The organism is Actinomycetospora rhizophila (assembly GCF_042657905.1).
In the GTDB taxonomy this organism is placed as follows: domain Bacteria; phylum Actinomycetota; class Actinomycetes; order Mycobacteriales; family Pseudonocardiaceae; genus Actinomycetospora; species Actinomycetospora rhizophila.
In genome coordinates, this window is sequence record NZ_JBHSKG010000001.1 from 737,313 (window position 1) to 753,847 (window position 16,535).

Here is a 16,535-nt window from a genome sequence, read left to right on the forward strand (position 1 = left end):
CCATTATCCAGCGTCCGTCGGTTGCGCCACCCGGCCGAAGCGGGAGTCGGCGGGGTCGGCGAACACGTGCAGGCCGAAGGTCTCGGACAGCTCGCGGCACAGCGCGACCCCGCGCACCGAGTTGCCGTGCACGTCCAGGCCCGGCGAGTAGACGCCGAAGCCGAAGTAGCGCGGCAGGACGCAGACGATGTCGCCCGAGACCCCGCTCTTGGCCGGGATGCCGACCTCGTTGGCCCACTGGCCCGCGGCGTCGTACATCCCGCAGGTCATCATCACGCTGACGATGTCGCGGACGTACTCGCGCGGGACGGCCCGCTCGCCGGTCATCGGGTTGATCCCGCCCTTGGCCAGCGTGGCGCCCATGACGGACAGGTCGGCCGCGGTGACCGTGATCGAGCAGGCCGACAGGTAGGTCTCGACGACCTCGTCGACGTCACCGGTGATCATGCCCAGCGAGCGCATCACGTAGCAGATCCCGAGGTTGCGGTCGTTGCTGCGCAGCTGCGCGCGCAGGATGCGCTGGTCGACGGCGAGCGCCGGGTTGCCGGAGTACGCCCGGTAGCGCTCGAGGATGCGGTCGACCTTCTCGTCGACGTCGCGGCCCCGGACGAGGCTCGCCGCGACCAGCGCGCCCGAGTTGATCATCGGGTTGTGGGGCCGGTGGTGGACCTCGTCGAAGGTGATCGAGTTGAACGGGTCGCCCGAGGGCTCGACCCCGACGCGGGCGAGGGTGGCGTCCGCGCCGTTGTCCTCCAGGGCGAGCCCGTAGGTGAACACCTTCGACACCGAGTGCAGCGGGAACGGCACCGAGCAGTCGCCGGCCTGCCACTGGGTGCCGTCGACGTTGGTGCCGGCCAGCCCGAAGAGGTGGCGCTGCTCCTCCGGGGCGTCCTCCGGGTAGTAGCTGACGACCTGCTCCTCGCCGAACGCCTGGTACTTCTCGTGGAGCTCGTTGAGCTGCGCGCGGACGAGTTCCTGTTCCCCGAGGGCGACCACGATCGACATCCTGCCGTGTCACGCCCGGGTCAGGCGAGGACCTCCGGTCCGGCGCAGCCGCCCGAAGCGGGTCTGGTCGGGCGAGGCGAACATGTGCAGCCCGTAGCGCAGGGACAGCTCGCGGAACACCGCCTGGCCGCGCACCGAGTTGCCGTGCTCGTCGAGGCCCGGCGAGAACGTCGCCAGCCCGAGGCGTCCGGGCATCACCGCGACGATCCCGCCCGACACCCCGCTCTTCGCCGGGATGCCGACGTCGGTGGCCCACTCGCCGACGGCGTCGTACATGCCGCAGGTCATCATCACGCTGACGACGTCGCGGACGTGGCCGCTGCTCAGGGCCCGCGCGCCGGTCAGCGGGTTGAGCCCGCCGTTGGCGAGCGTGGCGCCGATCGCCGAGAGCTCGCAGGTGGTGACCCGCACCGAGCACATCGACAGGTAGACGCGCAGGTTCTCCTCGATGTCCCCGGTGAGCATGCCCAGCGAGCGCATGAGATAGCTGATCGCGAGGTTGCGGTCGGCCGAGGCCAGCTGGTCGGCGAGCAGCTCCTGGTCGACCTCGAGGTCGGCCACGCCGCTGAACGCCCGCATCCGCGCGAGGATCCGCTCGACCTTCTCGTCGGCAGTGTCGCCGTGCACGAGGTAGGCCGCGACGAGCGCGCCCGCGTTGACCATCGGGTTGTGCGGGCGCTGGTGCTCGTCGTCGAAGGTGATCGAGTTGAACGGGTCGCCGGAGGGTTCGACGCCGACGTGGCGCAGGGTCGTCTCGCGGCCGTTGTCCTCGAGCGCGAGGGCGTAGGTGACGACCTTCGAGATCGACTGCAGGGGGAACCGGAACTCGCAGTCGCCGACGGTCCACTGGGTGCCGTCGACCGACGTCCCGGCCAGTCCGAAGACATCCTCCTCGCCCTCGGCGGCCGGCAGGGCGATCGAGACGATGTCTTCCTCGTGCTCGTCCGCGTGGTGCTCGAGCAGCTGCTCGAGCTGTTCCTGGACCAGCGCCTCCTCGGCATCGCTCACCACGGGCGCGCATCCTCTCTCCCGCTCGGTGGGTGCGCCGCGCGGGGATCCGGGGCATGCTCTTCGGGGTCCGGTGACGAGGCCGGCGCGCACCCCTGAGGTCTGCCATGGAACGCCCTCTCACCCGCCGTGAACAGGAGATGCTCGCCCGGATCGCGGCGTGCGAGACCGACGCGGACCCGGCCTTCGTGGACCGGATGGGCGGCGGTCCGGCCCGCCGCCCGCGCCGGCGCGCGACCTGGGCGCCGTGGTTCCTCGTGGCGCTCCTCGCGGTCGTCGGCGTGGCCCTGCTGGTCGTCCCCGGCGTCCTCGTGCTCGCCGCGGTCGCCACGGCCGTCCTCGTCGTCGCCCCCGTGGCCCTCATCGCCTGGGCCCTCCACCAGGGCCCGCCCCGCCGCATGTGAGCGGAATTCCCGGCTATGGCCGGGAATTCCGCTCACGTGAGCTTGGCGAGGGCCTTCGTGATGCGCTGCTCGGACACGGGGCCCGGGGTGCCGACGTCCTGGGCGAACAGGCTCACGCGCTGCTCTTGCAGCATCCAGGCCACGGCGTCGTAGGCGTCGCGGTCGAAGCTGCGCGGCTCGGCGGCGGCGCGGGTGCGCTGGGCACGGTAGGCCGCCTCGACCCGGTGCGCCTCCGCGGTCGCCTCGGCGTCGCGCACGGGGGCGGTCGGGAGCTTCTCCAGGCGACGGCGCGCGGCCCGCAGGTAGCGCGCCACGTCGGGCAGGCGCGCCACCGGGGTGCGGGCGACGAAGCGGTCGCCGACGAGCACCTGCAGCTGGCCCCGGACGTCGTCGAGGGCGTCGGTGAGAAGGCCCCCTGGGCGTTGCGCGAGCTCCTGGACCGCCAGCTCCACCTGGCCGGCCTCGCCGAGCACGGTCTCGGCGCGGGAGAGCACCTCGGCCGCCGCGGCGGGCAGGCGCGCGGCGACGTGGGCGCGCAGCCGCTCGAACGCCGCCGGGTCCCACGCCGGGCCGCCGCCGGTCGCGACGAGGGCGTCGATCGCGGTGTCCACGCAGTCCTCGGCGAGCGCGTCGACGTCCCGGTAGCCGCCGGTCGTCATCGCCCCGCGCAGGCGCAGCACGGCGCGGTTGTCCAGCGAGCGCACCAGCGAGCGCGCCGGCGAGGTGATCGCCAGCCGCAGCAGCCGCCGGGTGCCCGCCCGCATCGCGTCGCGGGCCTCGAAGGCGGAGTCGAACACCCGGATGTCGACGGCGCGCCCGGTGTCCACCAGCCCCAGGTGCGCGGTCACCGTGCCGCCGGCACGCCGCTGCTCGCGGGTCCTGGGCAGCTCGCCCACCTCGGCGAACGAGGTGAGGCCCCGACGCTCGGCGCCGTCGGCGACGGCCGCCACCGCCGCCCGCGTCGCCGCGGCGTGCCGGCGGCGCAGCGCCCCGAGGTCGGGGCCCTCCGCCACGGTCCCGCCCTCGTCGTCGGTCACCCGGAAGGTCAGCCGCAGGTGCGACGGGAGCCCCGCGACGTTCCAGGCGTCGATGGGTACGTCGAGCCCGGAGAGCCGCCGGACCGCCTCCGACAGGGCGGGCAGCAGCGGCTGGTCGGGCGCGGGCTTCCCGTCGTGCGCCAACCGGGCGAGCAGGGCGCGCGCGGAGTCCGGCGCGGGCACCAGCGAGCGCCGCAGGTTCTTGGGCAGCGAGCGCACCAGCGCGGTGAGCATCTCCTCGCGCAGCCCGGGCACCTGCCACGCGAGGTCCTCGGCGCGCACCTGCCCGAGCACCGCCAGCGGCACGCTCACCGTCACGCCGTCGCTCTCGGCGCCCGGCTCGAACGCGTACGACAGCGGCAGCGTCAGCCCGCCCGAGGTCCAGGTGTCGGGGTACTGCTCGGCGGTCGGTGCCTCGCCCGCCAGCAGCGCCTCGGGGTCGAGGTCGAGCAGGTGCGGGTCGCGCCGGGACGCCTTCTGCCACCACCGGTCGAAGTGGCGCACCGAGACGACGTCGGCGGGCACCCGCGCGTCGTAGAACGCGAGGATCGTGTCCTCGTCGACGACGAGCTCGCGGCGCGCACGGCGCTCCATCTCGGCCACCTGCTCGAGCCGCTCGCGGTTGCGGGCGACGAACGCGTGGCGGGTGTTCCACTCGCCCAGCACCAGCGCGTGCCGCACGAACAGGTCGCGGGCCACCTCGCGGTCGATGCGCGCGTAGTCGACGGTGCGGTCCATCGCGAGCGGCACCCCGAACAGCGACACCCGCTCGGTGGCGACGGCGGTGCCGCGCCGCTTCGACCAGCGCGGCTCGGAGTGGGTGCGCGTGACGAGCTCGCCCGCGGCCTCCTCGACCCACGCCGGGTCGACGCCCGCGACCGTGCGCGCCCAGAGCCGCGAGGTCTCGACCAGTTCGGCGGCCATCACCATCGTCGGCGGGCGCCGGGCCAGCGTCGAGCCGGGCCAGATCGCGAACCGGGCACCGCGCGAGCCCTCGTACTCGACCAGGGCGCGCTTGCGGGGCTTCCCGGTCTTCGGGTCCTTCGGCGGCTCCTGGGCGAGCCCGATCTGGGAGAGCAGCCCGGTGAGCATCGCCTGGTGGATGCGCCGGCCCAGCTCCTTGGTCATCTCCGCGCCCGGCTCGTTGCGCGTGAGCCCGAGCTCGTCGCCGAGCTGGCGCAGCTGCGCGGCCAGGTCCTGCCACTCGCGGATGCGCAGGTGGTTGAGGAACTCCGCCTGGCAGCGCTTGCGGAACTGGTTCGACGACAGCTCCCGGCGGCCCGCGCGGATGTGCTCCCACAGGTGCACCCACGACAGGAAGTCCGAGCGCGGGTCGGTGAACCGCGCGTGCGCGGCGTCGGCCTCCTCGGTCTTCTCCGCCGGGCGCTCCCGGGGGTCCTGCGCGGACAGGCCCGCGGCGATCACCGTGACCTCGTGCAGGCAGCCCAGCTCGTCGGCCGCCAGCACCATGCGCGCGATGCGCGGGTCGACGGGCAGGCGCGCGAGCCGCCGGCCGATGTCCGACAGGCGCGTCGCGTCGCCGTCGACCAGCGCGCCGAGCTCGGTCAGCAGCCGGACGCCGTCGCGGACCGCGAGCCGCTCGGGCGGGTCGACGAACGGGAAGTCCTCGACGGGCCCGAGCTTGGCGCCCGCCATCTGCAGGATCACCGACGCGAGGTTGGTGCGCTGGATCTCGGGGTCGGTGAACTCGGGGCGCGCGTCGAAGTCGTCCTGCGCGTACAGCCGGATGCAGATGCCGTCGGCGACGCGCCCGCAGCGCCCGGCCCGTTGGGTGGCCGAGGCCTGCGAGATCGGCTCGATCGGCAGCCGCTGGACCTTGGTGCGCCGCGAGTACCGCGAGATGCGCGCGAGGCCGGGGTCGACGACGTAGCGGATGCCCGGCACGGTCAGCGAGGTCTCGGCGACGTTGGTCGCGAGCACCACGCGCCGCCGTCCGCCCCGCGCGGGCTCGAACACGCGGTGCTGCTCCGCGGCCGACAGGCGGGCGTAGAGGGGCAGGACGTCGAGGTCCTCGACGTGCGCCTGGTCGGCGTGCTCGCGCAGCGCGTCGGCCGCGTCGCGGATCTCCCGCTCGCCGGAGAGGAAGACGAGGACGTCGCCGTCCGGGCCCTCGCGGCGCAGCTCGTCGACCGCGTCGACGATGCCCTCGACCTGGTCGCGCTGGTCGCCCTCCTCGTCGACCAGGGGGCGGTAGCGGATCTCGACGGGGTAGGTCCGGCCGGACACCTCGATGACCGGGGCGTCGCCGAAGTGCCTGCTGAAGCGCTCGGGGTCGATCGTCGCCGAGGTGATGACGACCTTGAGGTCGGGGCGGCGCGGCAGGAGCTGGGCGAGGTAGCCGAGCAGGAAGTCGATGTTGAGGCTGCGTTCGTGCGCCTCGTCGATGATCAGTGTGTCGTAGCGGCGCAGGAGCCGGTCCTGCTGGATCTCGGCGAGCAGGATCCCGTCGGTCATCAGCTTGACCAACGTGTCGTCGCTCGCCCGGCTGGTGAACCGGACCTGGTAGCCGACGGTGTCGGTGCCCGTCGTGCCGAGCTCCTCGGCGACGCGCTCGGCCACCGTCCGCGCGGCGATGCGCCGCGGCTGGGTGTGCCCGATCGTGCCGAGCACGCCGCGGCCCAGCTCGAGCGCGATCTTCGGGAGCTGCGTGGTCTTGCCCGACCCGGTCTCGCCCGCGACGACGACGACCTGGTGGGACTCGAGCGCCGCGCGGATGTCGCCGACGCGGTCGGTGATCGGCAGGGCCTCGGGGTAGGTGACGGCCGGGACCGACGCGCGGCGGCGGGCCAGGCGCTCCTCGGCGGCGGCGACGTCGCCGGCGATCGTGTCGAGCGTGCCCGCCCGCTTGCCGGCGTCGCCGATGCGCTCGGCGCCGGCGATGCGGCGCCGCAGCCGGTGGGCGTCCGCGAGCCCGAGCGCGGCGACGCGCGCGGCGAGATCCCCGTCCGCGACGGTCGCGGGGTCGGTGGCAGCGGGCACCGGGCGGACTCCTCCTGGGTCGGGGTGGGGGACCGTGTCCCGAGGACACGGGACCACGACGGGACCACGCTCACTGGTGGTCCCGCACCTCCATTGTCAGCGCAGGCGCGGACCAGGCTGTTCCCGACGGTTCTGGTCACGGAGCGAAACCGATACTAGACTGTTCGAGTGACTCGGTTGGCTGTCTTCGTCGACAGAACGTAACCTCTTGCCCGAGATCACGGCGTTCCGGTCACCCGGGGTGACGCCGACGACGACGAGACGCAGGGGTGGTGAGCGTGGCGGACGGACGGCCCGACACCGAGCTCGCGGTGCTCGCCGCCGGCGGCGACCAGGCCGCCTTCGCGGAGCTCATGACGCGCCACCGTGCCCGCCTCTACGCGGTGTGCCGCCGCGTGACCTGCCACGACCAGGACGCCCAGGAGGCCCTCCAGGAGACGATGATCATCGCCTGGAAGCGGCTCGGGGAGTTCGACGGCCGGTCGGCGGTCGGCACCTGGCTCTACCGCGTGGCCACCAACGCCGCGATCGACGAGGTCCGCCGCCGCAAGCGCACCCCCGAGCCCGCCGAGACCGTGCCCGAGCCGACCCCGGTGCGCGGCGCCGACGGCGGTGTCATCGCCCGCATGGACGTCGACCGCGCGCTGGCCCAGCTGCCCCCGCAGTACCGTGCGGTCGTGGTCCTGCGCGAGATCTGCGATCTGTCGTACACCGAGATCGCCGAGCTGCGCGACATCCCCGTCCAGACCGTCAAGTCCCAGCTCTCCCGGGGCCGCCAGGCGCTGGTCGAGCTGCTGACGGACCCTGCCCGTACGGCATGACCGGTGATCCGCCGCCCCGAGCGTCGGCCCGTGGTGCTCCTCCGGCGCCCCACGTGCAGGCCGCCGGCACGGGCAGCCCGGTCGGGCCCGTCACCACCCGGCTCGTCGCCCTCTGCGCGGACACGCGCGACCGCCTGCGCACCCCCGAGCTGCGCGACCGCCTCGACGCGCTGGTGACGCGGCTGTCCGAGCCCCGCATCCGCGTGGCCGTCGGCGGCCGGATGAACGCCGGCAAGTCGACGCTGGCCAACGCGCTGCTGCAGGAACGGCTCGCGGCCACCGGGGCCACCGAGACCACGCGGCTGGTGACCTGGTTCCGCCACGGCCACCAGGCCCGCGTCCGCGTGCACCACCGCGACGGCACCGACCGCCTCCTGCCGCTGGGGCCGGGCGGGGTCGGCGCGACCGTGAGCACCCCCGGGGAGGAGATCTCCCACCTCACCGTCGAGACGCCCAACGACGCGCTCACCCGGTACACCCTGATCGACACCCCGGGCATGGACTCGCTGTCGAAGCTCGACCCGGACTCGCTCGCGGCGCTGGGCGACGCCGACGCCGTCGTCTACCTCATGCCCCACCCCGGCGAGCGCGACGTCGAGGCCATCGACGCGGTCCGCGGGTGGGCCGGCGGGCTGCGCCTCGGCGCGGCGAACATGCTCGGCGTCCTGTCCCGCATCGACACCCTCTCCGGCGAGGACGACCCCTGGCCCACGGCGCGCCGCGTCGCCGACCGCTACGCCCAGGAGCTGCGCGCGGTGCTCTCCGACGTCGTCCCTGTCGCCGGGCTGCTCGCCGAGACCGCGCGCGGTCCCGACTTCTCCGAGACCGACGCCCGCGCGCTGCGCACGCTCGCCGAGGCCGACCGCGCCGGAGTGCTCCGCAAGCTGCGCACCGTGCAGCGCTTCCGCGGCTGGGCCGAGGCCCCGCTCGCCGAGGACGAGCGCGAGCGGCTGCTCGACCTGCTCGGGCTGCACGGGGTCCGAGTCGGGCTGGAGCTGCTCGACGAGGGCCGGCGCTCGACACCCGCGCTGCTCGAGGGGTTCGCGCTGCGCTCGGGCGTCGAGGCGGTGCTGGAGCGGATCGAGACGGTGTTCGTCGCCGGCGCCGACCGGCTGCGCGCGAGCGCGGGCATCGCCGCGCTCGAGCACCTGTGGGAGGCCCCCGACGAGGTCGACCGGCGCGCCCTGCGCACGCTGCAGTCCGAGCTCGACCGGCTGCGCCTCGAGCCCGCGCTGCGCCAGGTGGACCTGGCCGCCGCGCTCGTCGACCTCGAGAACGGCCGGATGCGCCTGGGCGACGAGGACGTCGCGCGCCTGCGCGACCTCGCGACCGGGGCCGACGACGCCCGCCGCCTCGGGCTCCCCGCCGACGCCGGCGCCGACGCGATCGCCGCCGCGGCCACCGCCCAGATCCCGGCGTGGCGCCGGCTCGAGGCCCGCCCGTCGCGGGTACTGCAGCGCCACGTGCGCACCGCCCGCGAGCTGTGCGAGCACATGCTGTTCGCCGCCGGAGGAAGAACGGCCGCGCCGACGCCGCCGACCTGGCAGGCTCGGACACCGAGCTGATGACGATCGTCCGGCAGGAGACGACGCGGAGCAGAGCTCGACCATCGGGAGGGGAGGTCGCGGTGGGGGTGCCGCCCCGCGCCGGTCCGCCCAGGGCCGTCCTCGGGCCCTACGTGGTGCAGGACCTCGTCCACCGCGGGCGCTCGGGCGAGGTCGTGCGCGCCCACGACACCGCCCACGACCGCGTCGTCGCCCTCAAGCTGCTCGCCCCCGACACCGCCGACCGCGAGTACCGCGCCCGCTTCGACCGCTCGTGCGGCGTCGCGCGGACGCTGCGCGAGCCCCACGTCCTGCCGGTGCTCGACTTCGGCGAGACCGGCGGGCGCCTCTTCGTCGCGACGCCCCTGCTCGCGGGCCCGGACCTCGGCGCCGTGCTGCACCGCGAGGAGGTCCTCGACCCCGCCCGCGCGGTCGGTGTCGTCGAGCAGGCGGCGCGGGCCCTGGCCGCCGCCCACGCGCGTGGGCTCGCGCACCGCAACGTCAAGCCGGCCAACCTGCTCTTCGCCGATGTGGGCGCCACCGAGCTGCGCGTCGGCGACTTCGGGCTGGTCTCCCGCAACGGGCTCTCGCTCGACCACACCGCGCCCGAGCGCTTCCGCGGCGGCGCGACCGACCACCGCGAGGACGTCTACGCGCTGGGCTGCGTGCTCTTCACGTGCCTCACCGGCGCCCGGCCCTACCCGGGGCGCAGCCTGCCCGAGCGGATGCGCGGTCACCTCGAGGGCCCGATCCCGCGGCCCTCGGAGGCGCGGCCGGGCGTGCCCGCGGCGTTCGACGCGGTCATCGCCGGCGCGCTGGCCAAGACCCCCGCGGAGCGCACCGGGACCGTCGGGACCCTGGCGGCGGCCGCCCGCGCCGCCCTCGGCTGAAGAATTCCGGGGGTTCCCGGAACATCTCCGCCCCCTCGCGTCGTCACAGACGCGAACGGCCCGCCGACGGCGGTGGGCCCGCCCGGGGAGGCGTGGGATGAGCGGCACCGACACCACCGGTGACATGTACTTCAGCGCGGACGGCGGCGTGTACGACGCCTCCGGAACCATGATCGGCACCTACGAGACCGACGACGCCGGCCGCGTCGACCTGGTCACCACCGACACCGACGGCGACGGCGTGCTCGACACCTCGGTGGCCGACACCGACCACGACGGGTCCTTCGAGACCGGCATCGTCGACACCGACGCCGACGGCTACTACGACACGATGGTGCTCGACACCGACGGCGACGGGGACTACGACACCGCCGCGGTCGACACCGACCGCGACGGCCAGGCCGACACCACCGCCCACGACCCCGCCGGCTTCTGATCTCGATGGCCGCCCCGGGCGCCGAGCGGGCGGCGCTGGTCGAGCTGTGCATCGACCTCGCCGACCGGCTGCGCGCCGACGGACCCGGACTCCGGGCCCGCCTGCACCGCGGCCTCGCCGACGTCGGGGTGGTCCCGATCGAGCCCGACGGCCTGACCTTCGACGGCGCCCACCACGACGCCGTCGACCGCGAACCGACCGCCGACCCCGCCCGCGACCGTACGGTCGCGAGCACCGAACGCACCGGCTACCTCGACCACGGACGCGTCCTGCGCCGGCCCGAGGTCGTCGTCTACGCCCTCGAGACCACCCCCGACACCACCCCCGACCCCGGAGACGACCGATGAGCACGCACCCGCTGACCGACGAGGTCCTGGCGCTGGTGGCGCAGGTGCGCGCGGTCGCGGTCGAGGACGACGAGACCGCCGCCGCCGAGGCGCTCGACGGCGACGTCGCCCGCCTCGCCCGGGGCAGCGCCGCCGTCGTCGTCGTGGGGGAGAAGAAGCGCGGCAAGAGCTCGCTGATCAACGCGCTGATCGGGCGCCCGGGCCTGCTGCCCGTCGACGCCGACGTCGCCACCTGCGTGCACGTGATCGTGTCCCACGGCCCGGACGGCGTCACCGTCGTCGAGGGCGGCGGGAGCGAGGGGCGCGAGGTGCCGCTCGACGCGCTCGCCGAGTACGCCGCGCTCGACCCCGGGGCGCGCGCCCCCGAGCACGAGGACGTCAGCCAGGTCCGGGTCCGCGTGCCCGCGCCCCTGCTGGCCGGTGGGCTCGAGCTCATCGACACCCCCGGGGTGGGCGGGCTGGTCGCCGGCCACGCCGCGCTGACCCTCGCGACCCTCGACCGCGCCGACGCCCTGGTGTTCGTGCTCGACGGGTCGAGCGAGATCACCGCCTCGGAGCTCGCGTTCCTCGAGAAGGCCACCGAGCGCATCACGACCGTGGCCTTCGCGCTCACCAAGATCGACCTGTTCCCGGCGTGGGAGGAGGTGCGGGCGCGCAACGTCGAGCTGATCGCGCAGCACGCCCCGCGCTACGCCGGCGCCCCGTGGTTCGGGGTGTCGAGCCGCGCTGCCGCCGACGCGATCGCCGCCGAGGCCGACGGCGAGCCCGAGGAGGCCGCGCAGGAGCGCGCGGCGAGCGGGATGGACCCGCTGTCCGACCACCTCGCGGGCCTGGCGCAGAACGCCGACGGGCTGCGGCTCGCGAGCCTCGCGCACCAGAGCGCGGCGCTGGCCAAGCGCCTGTCCGCGCTGCAGGTGCGGCACGCGCTGTCGCTGTCGCTGAGCCCGGAGTTCGCGGCCTCGGTGAAGCGCGAGAAGGAGGCGCTGACCGCGCTGCAGGGCCAGAACGCCACCTGGCGCCAGACGCTCGGCGAGCGCTCCGCGCGCCTCGAGCAGCGCATGCGCACCGAGCTCGCCCGCCGTCTCGAGGACCTGCGCAAGGAGGTCGGCGACCAGATCGCCACCGGGTCCAGCAAGGTCTTCGACGCCGTGGCTACCGACCTGCCGCCCCGCGCGCAGGCGCTGTGGATCGAGCTCGACACCCTGCTGCGCCGCGAGCTCACCGCGCTCGGCGAGGCGCTGCTCGCCGACCTCGAGGGCGTCGAGGTGGACCTCGCCGGCGTCGTCCCGGACGCCCCCGAGCGGCTCGCGCAGCTCCCGGAGGCCGCGCGCGGCCAGGGCAGCACGAGCTTCGCCGAGCAGGGGATCATGGCTGCGGGCCTCGGGATGGGGCTCGGTCACCTCGTGGCGCTGGTGGTCGCGCCGCCCATCGGCATCCTCGCGGGCATCGGCGCCGTCGGGTTCTTCTCCTGGCGGCGCTGGAGCAAGGAGCGGGGCGCGCGGAGCCGCGAGGACGCCCGCCGCTACCTCGGCGAGGTGGCCACCCGCCTGAACAACGAGATCCCGCCGGTGGTCGCGCAGGCCGTCGCCGGCGCCCGCGAGGTGCTCGGCCGGCAGATCACCACGGCGCTCGCGGCGGAGAAGGACCGGCTCACCGCGAGCCTGGCCGAGCACGAGAAGAACCTGGCGAGCGAGAAGAGCGCGCTGGCCCGCCGCAAGGCCGAGGTCGACGCGCGGCTGAAGAAGCGCAACGAGCTGAGGGAGACCGCCGAGGCGCTGGCCGCCCGGCTGTCGGAACGGAAGGAGTCGCCGTGACCGCGCCGCAGGAGGCCGGGGGTCAGGGCCTGGACCACTGGCTGGACATGTCCCGCTACCCCGACACCGACCCCGACACCGTGCTCTCGCCCGACGACCAGGGCCTGCTGACCTCGGCGCTCGCCGTCGACGACGGCGCGCTGCCCGACAGCGTGTGGGAGCACATGCTCGCCGTCGTCACCGGGGGCGATGTCGCCGACGACGCCGCCGACGACCCCGTCGGCGAGGACCCGGCCCCGGACGACCCCGCCGACGACGCCTGGGCCGCGGACCCGGGGCACGACGTCCACGACCCCGCCGACCCGGCCGTCGACGACGGGGCCGGGCACGAGGTGCACGACTGGGACGCCGGCTGGGACGGCGGCACGGTGTGACCGGCTGGGACCTCGCGATCGACTTCGGGACCTCGTTCACGACGGCGGCCACGCTCGTGCGCGGCCGCACCGAGGTCCTGGAGATCGACGGGTCGAAGTACGTGCCCTCGCTGGTCTGCCTCGACGACGACGGCACGATCCTCACCGGCCGCGACGCGGTCAACGAGGCGGCGATGGCGCCCGACCGCACCGAGCGGGTGCCCAAGCGCGCCCTGGTGGCCTCCGAGCAGGTGCTGCTGGGCACGCGGACGGTGACGACGGTCGACCTCGTCGCCGCGGTGCTCGCCCGCGTCGCCGGGGAGGCCACGCGCCGCTGCTCGGGGCAGCGCCCGTCGCGGGTCGTCCTGACCCACCCCGCCCGCTGGCAGGCGGGCGGCACCGAGCTGCGCCGGCTCACCGAGGCCGCCGAGCGCGCCGGGCTGGGCGAGCCCGACCTCGTCGCGGAACCGGTGGCCGCCGCGCACCACTACGTGCGCACCGGGGAGGCCGTGCCCGACGGCGGCATGATCGGCGTCTACGACTTCGGCGGCGGCACCTTCGACACCGCCGTCCTGCGCCGTCGCCGCGACGGGTTCGAGCTCGCCGGCTCGCCCGGCGGGGACGTGGCCCTCGGCGGCGAGGACCTCGACGCCGCCTTCATGGAGATCCTCGCCGAGCACGCCGAGGCGCTCGACCCCGACACCTGGAACGCGCTGTGGGAGGCCGAGGGCCGGGTCGCCGAGCGCCACCGCACCCTGCTGCGCCGCGACATCACGCAGGCCAAGGAGGCGCTCTCCCGGCTGCCCGCGGTGAACCTGTGGGTCGCCGGCTACGACGACGAGATCCGCGTGACGCGCCGGGAGTACGAGAAGGCCGTCGAGCCGCTGCTCGCGCGCAGCGTCGCCGAGCTGCAGGACACCGTCGCGCGCGCCGGGACCACCCCCGACGGCCTCGTCGACGTCTACCTCACCGGCAGCACCAGCCGGACCCCGCGGATCAGCGCGCTGCTCGCCGAGCTGCTCGGGCACGTGCCCGGGATGCGCGACGACCCGAAGGCGGTCGTCGTGCTCGGGGCGCTGTCCACCGTCCCGGGGTCGGTGAGCGCCACCCAGCACGTCCGCCTCCCCCCGCGGGTCCGCGACCAGGGCCGGCGGCCCCCGGCGGGCCCGACGCCCCCGCTGACCCCGGTCGGGTTCGCGGTGCCGACACCTCCGGGCGGCGCGACCGCGACCGTCCGGCGCTCGCCGAGCGGCGACGTGACGATCCGGGCGGGGCGCCACCACGCGCCCGCCGAGGACGCCGTCGACCGCGAGGCCGCCACCCAGCTCGCCCGCGAGATCGCGTCGATCGCCGAGGCGGCCGGGGTCTCCGACCTCGTCGGCGCGGTGTCCCCGACCGTGCGCGCCGGCGACACCGCCGAGGCCCTGCGGCGCCCGCTGGTCGCCGCGGCCGAGGGGGTCGGCACGGCGATCGGGACCCGGCACACCCCGTTCCCGGGGCTCCCGCCCGAGCTCGCGCTGCAGGTCCTGCGCGAGGGGCGCGCGGAGCTGGGGCAGCTCGGCCAGGCCCTCACCCGGCTCGACGGAGTGACGGAGCGCCTCGCGGCGTGGTGAGGCGGGATCGCCGCCGACGTGGTCGGATCGGTGGGGACATGACCGCACCACCACCACGGAGGACCCGTGTCCCACACCGCGCCCGGGCGCACCACCGCGGCGCCCGCCGTCCTGACCGGCCTGCGGGTCGCCGCCTCGCTGACCGTCCTGGCGCTGCTGTTCCAGTTCGTCACCGCCGGCGGGTTCGTCGGCCAGCCGGGCGGCGAGGCGGCCGAGGGCCTGCACGCGACCGGGGCGATCGTGCTGCACGTCGTGGCCGGGCTGACCGTGATCGCCGCGGCGGTGCTGTGGCGCGCGGGCGCGGCGCTGTGGCCGACGGTGCTCGCCGCCGTGGTGTTCGCGCTGACCTTCGTGCAGGCGTACGTCGGCAGCCACGGACCGCTGTCGGTGCACATCCCCGGGGCGATGGTGCTCACGATCGGCGCCGTCGTCGTCGCGGCCTGGTCGTTCGCGCCCTCGGCGCGCTAGGGACCCCCGTCCTCCTGACGCCCGCCGTGGGCGGCTGCGTCACGATGGCGGCATGAGCAGCGGGTGGGACCCGGCGGCGGAGGCCGCGGCGCGCACCGACCCGTCGCGGCTCGCGCTGCGCGAGCTGCTCGACGAGGTCGCCACGCGGATGGAGGCGCTCGGGCGCACGCGTGACCGCACCGAGGGCCTGCTCGACGCGGTGCTCGCCGTCGCCTCGGGCCTGGACCTCGACGCGACGCTGCGCCGGGTCGTGGAGGCCGCGGTCGACCTCGTCGACGCCCGCTACGGCGCGCTCGGGGTGCTCGCCGCCGACCGCCGCTCGCTGGCCCGCTTCGTCCACGTCGGCATCGACGAGGCGGCGCGCGAGCGGATCGGCCGGCTGCCCCACGGCGAGGGTCTGCTCGGCCGGCTGATCGTCGACCCGCGCCCGCTGCGGCTCGACGACCTCGCCGCGCACCCCGCGTCCGTCGGCTTCCCGCCGCACCACCCGCCGATGGGCTCGTTCCTCGGCGTCCCGGTGCGGGTGCGCGGCGAGGTGTTCGGCAACCTCTACCTCACCGAGAAGCGGGACGGCCCGTTCACCGAGGACGACGAGGCCGTCGTGGCTGCGCTGGCCACCGCGGCGGGCGTCGCGATCGACAACGCCCGGCTCTACGGGCGCACCGCGACCCTCATGCACGAGGCGCAGCGCCGGGAGCGCTGGCTCGAGGCCACCGGGGAGATCACCACCGAGCTCCTGCGCGGCACGCACGCGGCCGAGGCGCTCGCGCTCGTCGCCCAGCGCGCCGGCGAGCTCACCGACGCCGGGTGCGCGCTGATCGTGGAGCCCGTCGACGAGGCGACGATGACGGTGACGGCCTCGGTGGGCGGCGAGGACGCGTTCCCGCCCGGCCGGCGACTCGCCACGGCCGACACCCCGCTCGAGGCGGTCGCGGCCTCCCGCGCGCCCCGGCGGGAACCGTTGCTGACGTTCCCGGACGCCGCCCTGGGCCCCTCGCTGGTGGTGCCGCTGCGCGCCGGCGACGACGTCTCCGGCCTGCTCGTGGCGGGCCGGGAGCCCGGGGCGCCGGAGTTCGACGCCGAGCAGCTCCCCGTCGTCGCGGCGTTCGCCGACCAGGCCGCGCTGGCCCTCGCCCTGGCCGCGAGCCGGCGCGCCGAGCGCGAGCTCGACGTCCTCGCCGACCGCGACCGCATCGCCGCCGACCTGCACGACCACGTCATCCAGCGCCTCTTCGCGGTGGGCCTGGGCCTGCAGAGCGCCCAGCGGCGCGCGGCCCGCACCGACGTCGCCGAGCGGATCGCCGACGCCGTCGACCAGCTCGACCAGGTCGTGCGCGAGATCCGCACCAGCATCTTCGACCTGCACGCCGACCCCGCCGGCCGCCCAGGGCTCGGCGGGCGCATCCGGGCGGCGGTCACCGAGCTGACCGCGCACGGCGCGCTGACGCCGGTGGTGCGCGTGACGGGGCCGGTGGACGTCGTGCCCGACGACCTCGCCGACCAGGTCGAGGCCGTGGTCCGCGAGGGCGTCAGCAACGCCGTGCGCCACGCGGGTGCGGGCGGGGTCGTGGTGACGGTGTCGGTGGGCGACGAGCTGGTGGTGGACGTCAGCGACGACGGGCGCGGGATGCCGGAGGCGGTGGCGCTCTCGGGGCTGCTGAACCTGGAGCGGCGCGCCCGCGCGCACGGCGGCGACCTCACCGTCTCGGGCCGCGGCGAGGGCCCGGGCACGCGTCTCGTCTGGCGGGTCCCCCTGCCCATGTGAGCACTTTCCGGGCCCATGGGCCCGGAAAGT

Annotated in this window: 14 protein-coding genes; 11 read left to right on the top strand and 3 right to left on the bottom strand. The window is 75.5% G+C overall.

What is annotated here, in order from left to right; genetic code table 11:
* Positions 1–3: 3 nt before the first annotated feature.
* Positions 4–996, bottom strand: a complete 993-nt coding sequence (gene glsA, locus ACFPK1_RS03585) for a glutaminase A (protein ID WP_378019502.1) — start codon at positions 994–996, stop codon at positions 4–6.
* An 18-nt stretch (positions 997–1,014) separates the two neighbouring features.
* Positions 1,015–2,013, bottom strand: coding sequence for a glutaminase A (gene glsA / locus ACFPK1_RS03590; protein ID WP_378019503.1), 999 nt, complete (start codon positions 2,011–2,013; stop codon positions 1,015–1,017).
* Between the two features lie 107 nt (positions 2,014–2,120).
* Between glsA (ACFPK1_RS03590) and ACFPK1_RS03595 the strand changes: the two genes are divergently transcribed.
* Positions 2,121–2,417, top strand: a complete 297-nt coding sequence (locus ACFPK1_RS03595; protein WP_378019504.1) for a DUF3040 domain-containing protein — start codon at positions 2,121–2,123, stop codon at positions 2,415–2,417.
* Positions 2,418–2,449: 32 nt separating this feature from the next.
* Here ACFPK1_RS03595 and hrpA read toward each other — a convergent pair whose 3' ends face one another.
* Positions 2,450–6,454 (bottom strand): ATP-dependent RNA helicase HrpA, encoded by a 4,005-nt coding sequence (gene hrpA, locus ACFPK1_RS03600; protein WP_378019505.1) that lies wholly within the window; start codon positions 6,452–6,454, stop codon positions 2,450–2,452.
* 278 nt (positions 6,455–6,732) lie between these two features.
* Between hrpA and ACFPK1_RS03605 the strand changes: the two genes are divergently transcribed.
* The 10 genes from ACFPK1_RS03605 to ACFPK1_RS03650 all read left to right on the top strand — a co-directional run bounded on the left by ACFPK1_RS03605 (position 6,733) and on the right by ACFPK1_RS03650 (position 16,505).
* On the top strand, positions 6,733–7,275 hold the full coding sequence (locus tag ACFPK1_RS03605; RefSeq protein WP_378019506.1) for an RNA polymerase sigma factor: 543 nt from the start codon (positions 6,733–6,735) through the stop codon (positions 7,273–7,275).
* A gap of 53 nt (positions 7,276–7,328) precedes the next feature.
* Positions 7,329–8,840: a dynamin family protein gene (locus ACFPK1_RS03610; protein WP_378019507.1), complete on the top strand. Its 1,512-nt coding sequence runs from the start codon at positions 7,329–7,331 to the stop codon at positions 8,838–8,840.
* 62 nt (positions 8,841–8,902) lie between these two features.
* A complete protein-coding gene (locus ACFPK1_RS03615; protein WP_378019508.1) occupies positions 8,903–9,709 on the top strand; it encodes a serine/threonine-protein kinase in 807 nt (268 codons plus the stop codon).
* A 97-nt stretch (positions 9,710–9,806) separates the two neighbouring features.
* Positions 9,807–10,145: a hypothetical protein gene (locus ACFPK1_RS03620; protein ID WP_378019509.1), complete on the top strand. Its 339-nt coding sequence runs from the start codon at positions 9,807–9,809 to the stop codon at positions 10,143–10,145.
* A 5-nt stretch (positions 10,146–10,150) separates the two neighbouring features.
* A complete protein-coding gene (grpE, locus tag ACFPK1_RS03625) occupies positions 10,151–10,492 on the top strand; it encodes a nucleotide exchange factor GrpE (protein ID WP_378019510.1) in 342 nt (113 codons plus the stop codon).
* Positions 10,489–12,306: a dynamin family protein gene (locus ACFPK1_RS03630; protein ID WP_378019511.1), complete on the top strand. Its 1,818-nt coding sequence runs from the start codon at positions 10,489–10,491 to the stop codon at positions 12,304–12,306. The genes grpE and ACFPK1_RS03630 overlap by 4 nt, the downstream gene beginning before the upstream one ends.
* Positions 12,303–12,680 (top strand): hypothetical protein, encoded by a 378-nt coding sequence (locus ACFPK1_RS03635; protein ID WP_378019512.1) that lies wholly within the window; start codon positions 12,303–12,305, stop codon positions 12,678–12,680. The genes ACFPK1_RS03630 and ACFPK1_RS03635 overlap by 4 nt, the downstream gene beginning before the upstream one ends.
* Complete coding sequence (locus tag ACFPK1_RS03640) at positions 12,677–14,272, top strand: Hsp70 family protein (protein WP_378019513.1); 1,596 nt, start codon at positions 12,677–12,679, stop codon at positions 14,270–14,272. Before ACFPK1_RS03635 ends, ACFPK1_RS03640 begins: the two co-directional genes overlap by 4 nt.
* 66 nt (positions 14,273–14,338) lie before the next feature.
* The gene (locus ACFPK1_RS03645) at positions 14,339–14,740 is read left to right on the top strand and encodes a hypothetical protein (protein WP_378019514.1); all 402 of its coding nucleotides are present in this window, start codon (positions 14,339–14,341) and stop codon (positions 14,738–14,740) included.
* 52 nt (positions 14,741–14,792) lie between these two features.
* Positions 14,793–16,505: a GAF domain-containing sensor histidine kinase gene (locus ACFPK1_RS03650; RefSeq protein ID WP_378019515.1), complete on the top strand. Its 1,713-nt coding sequence runs from the start codon at positions 14,793–14,795 to the stop codon at positions 16,503–16,505.
* The last annotated feature ends 30 nt before the right edge of the window (positions 16,506–16,535 follow it).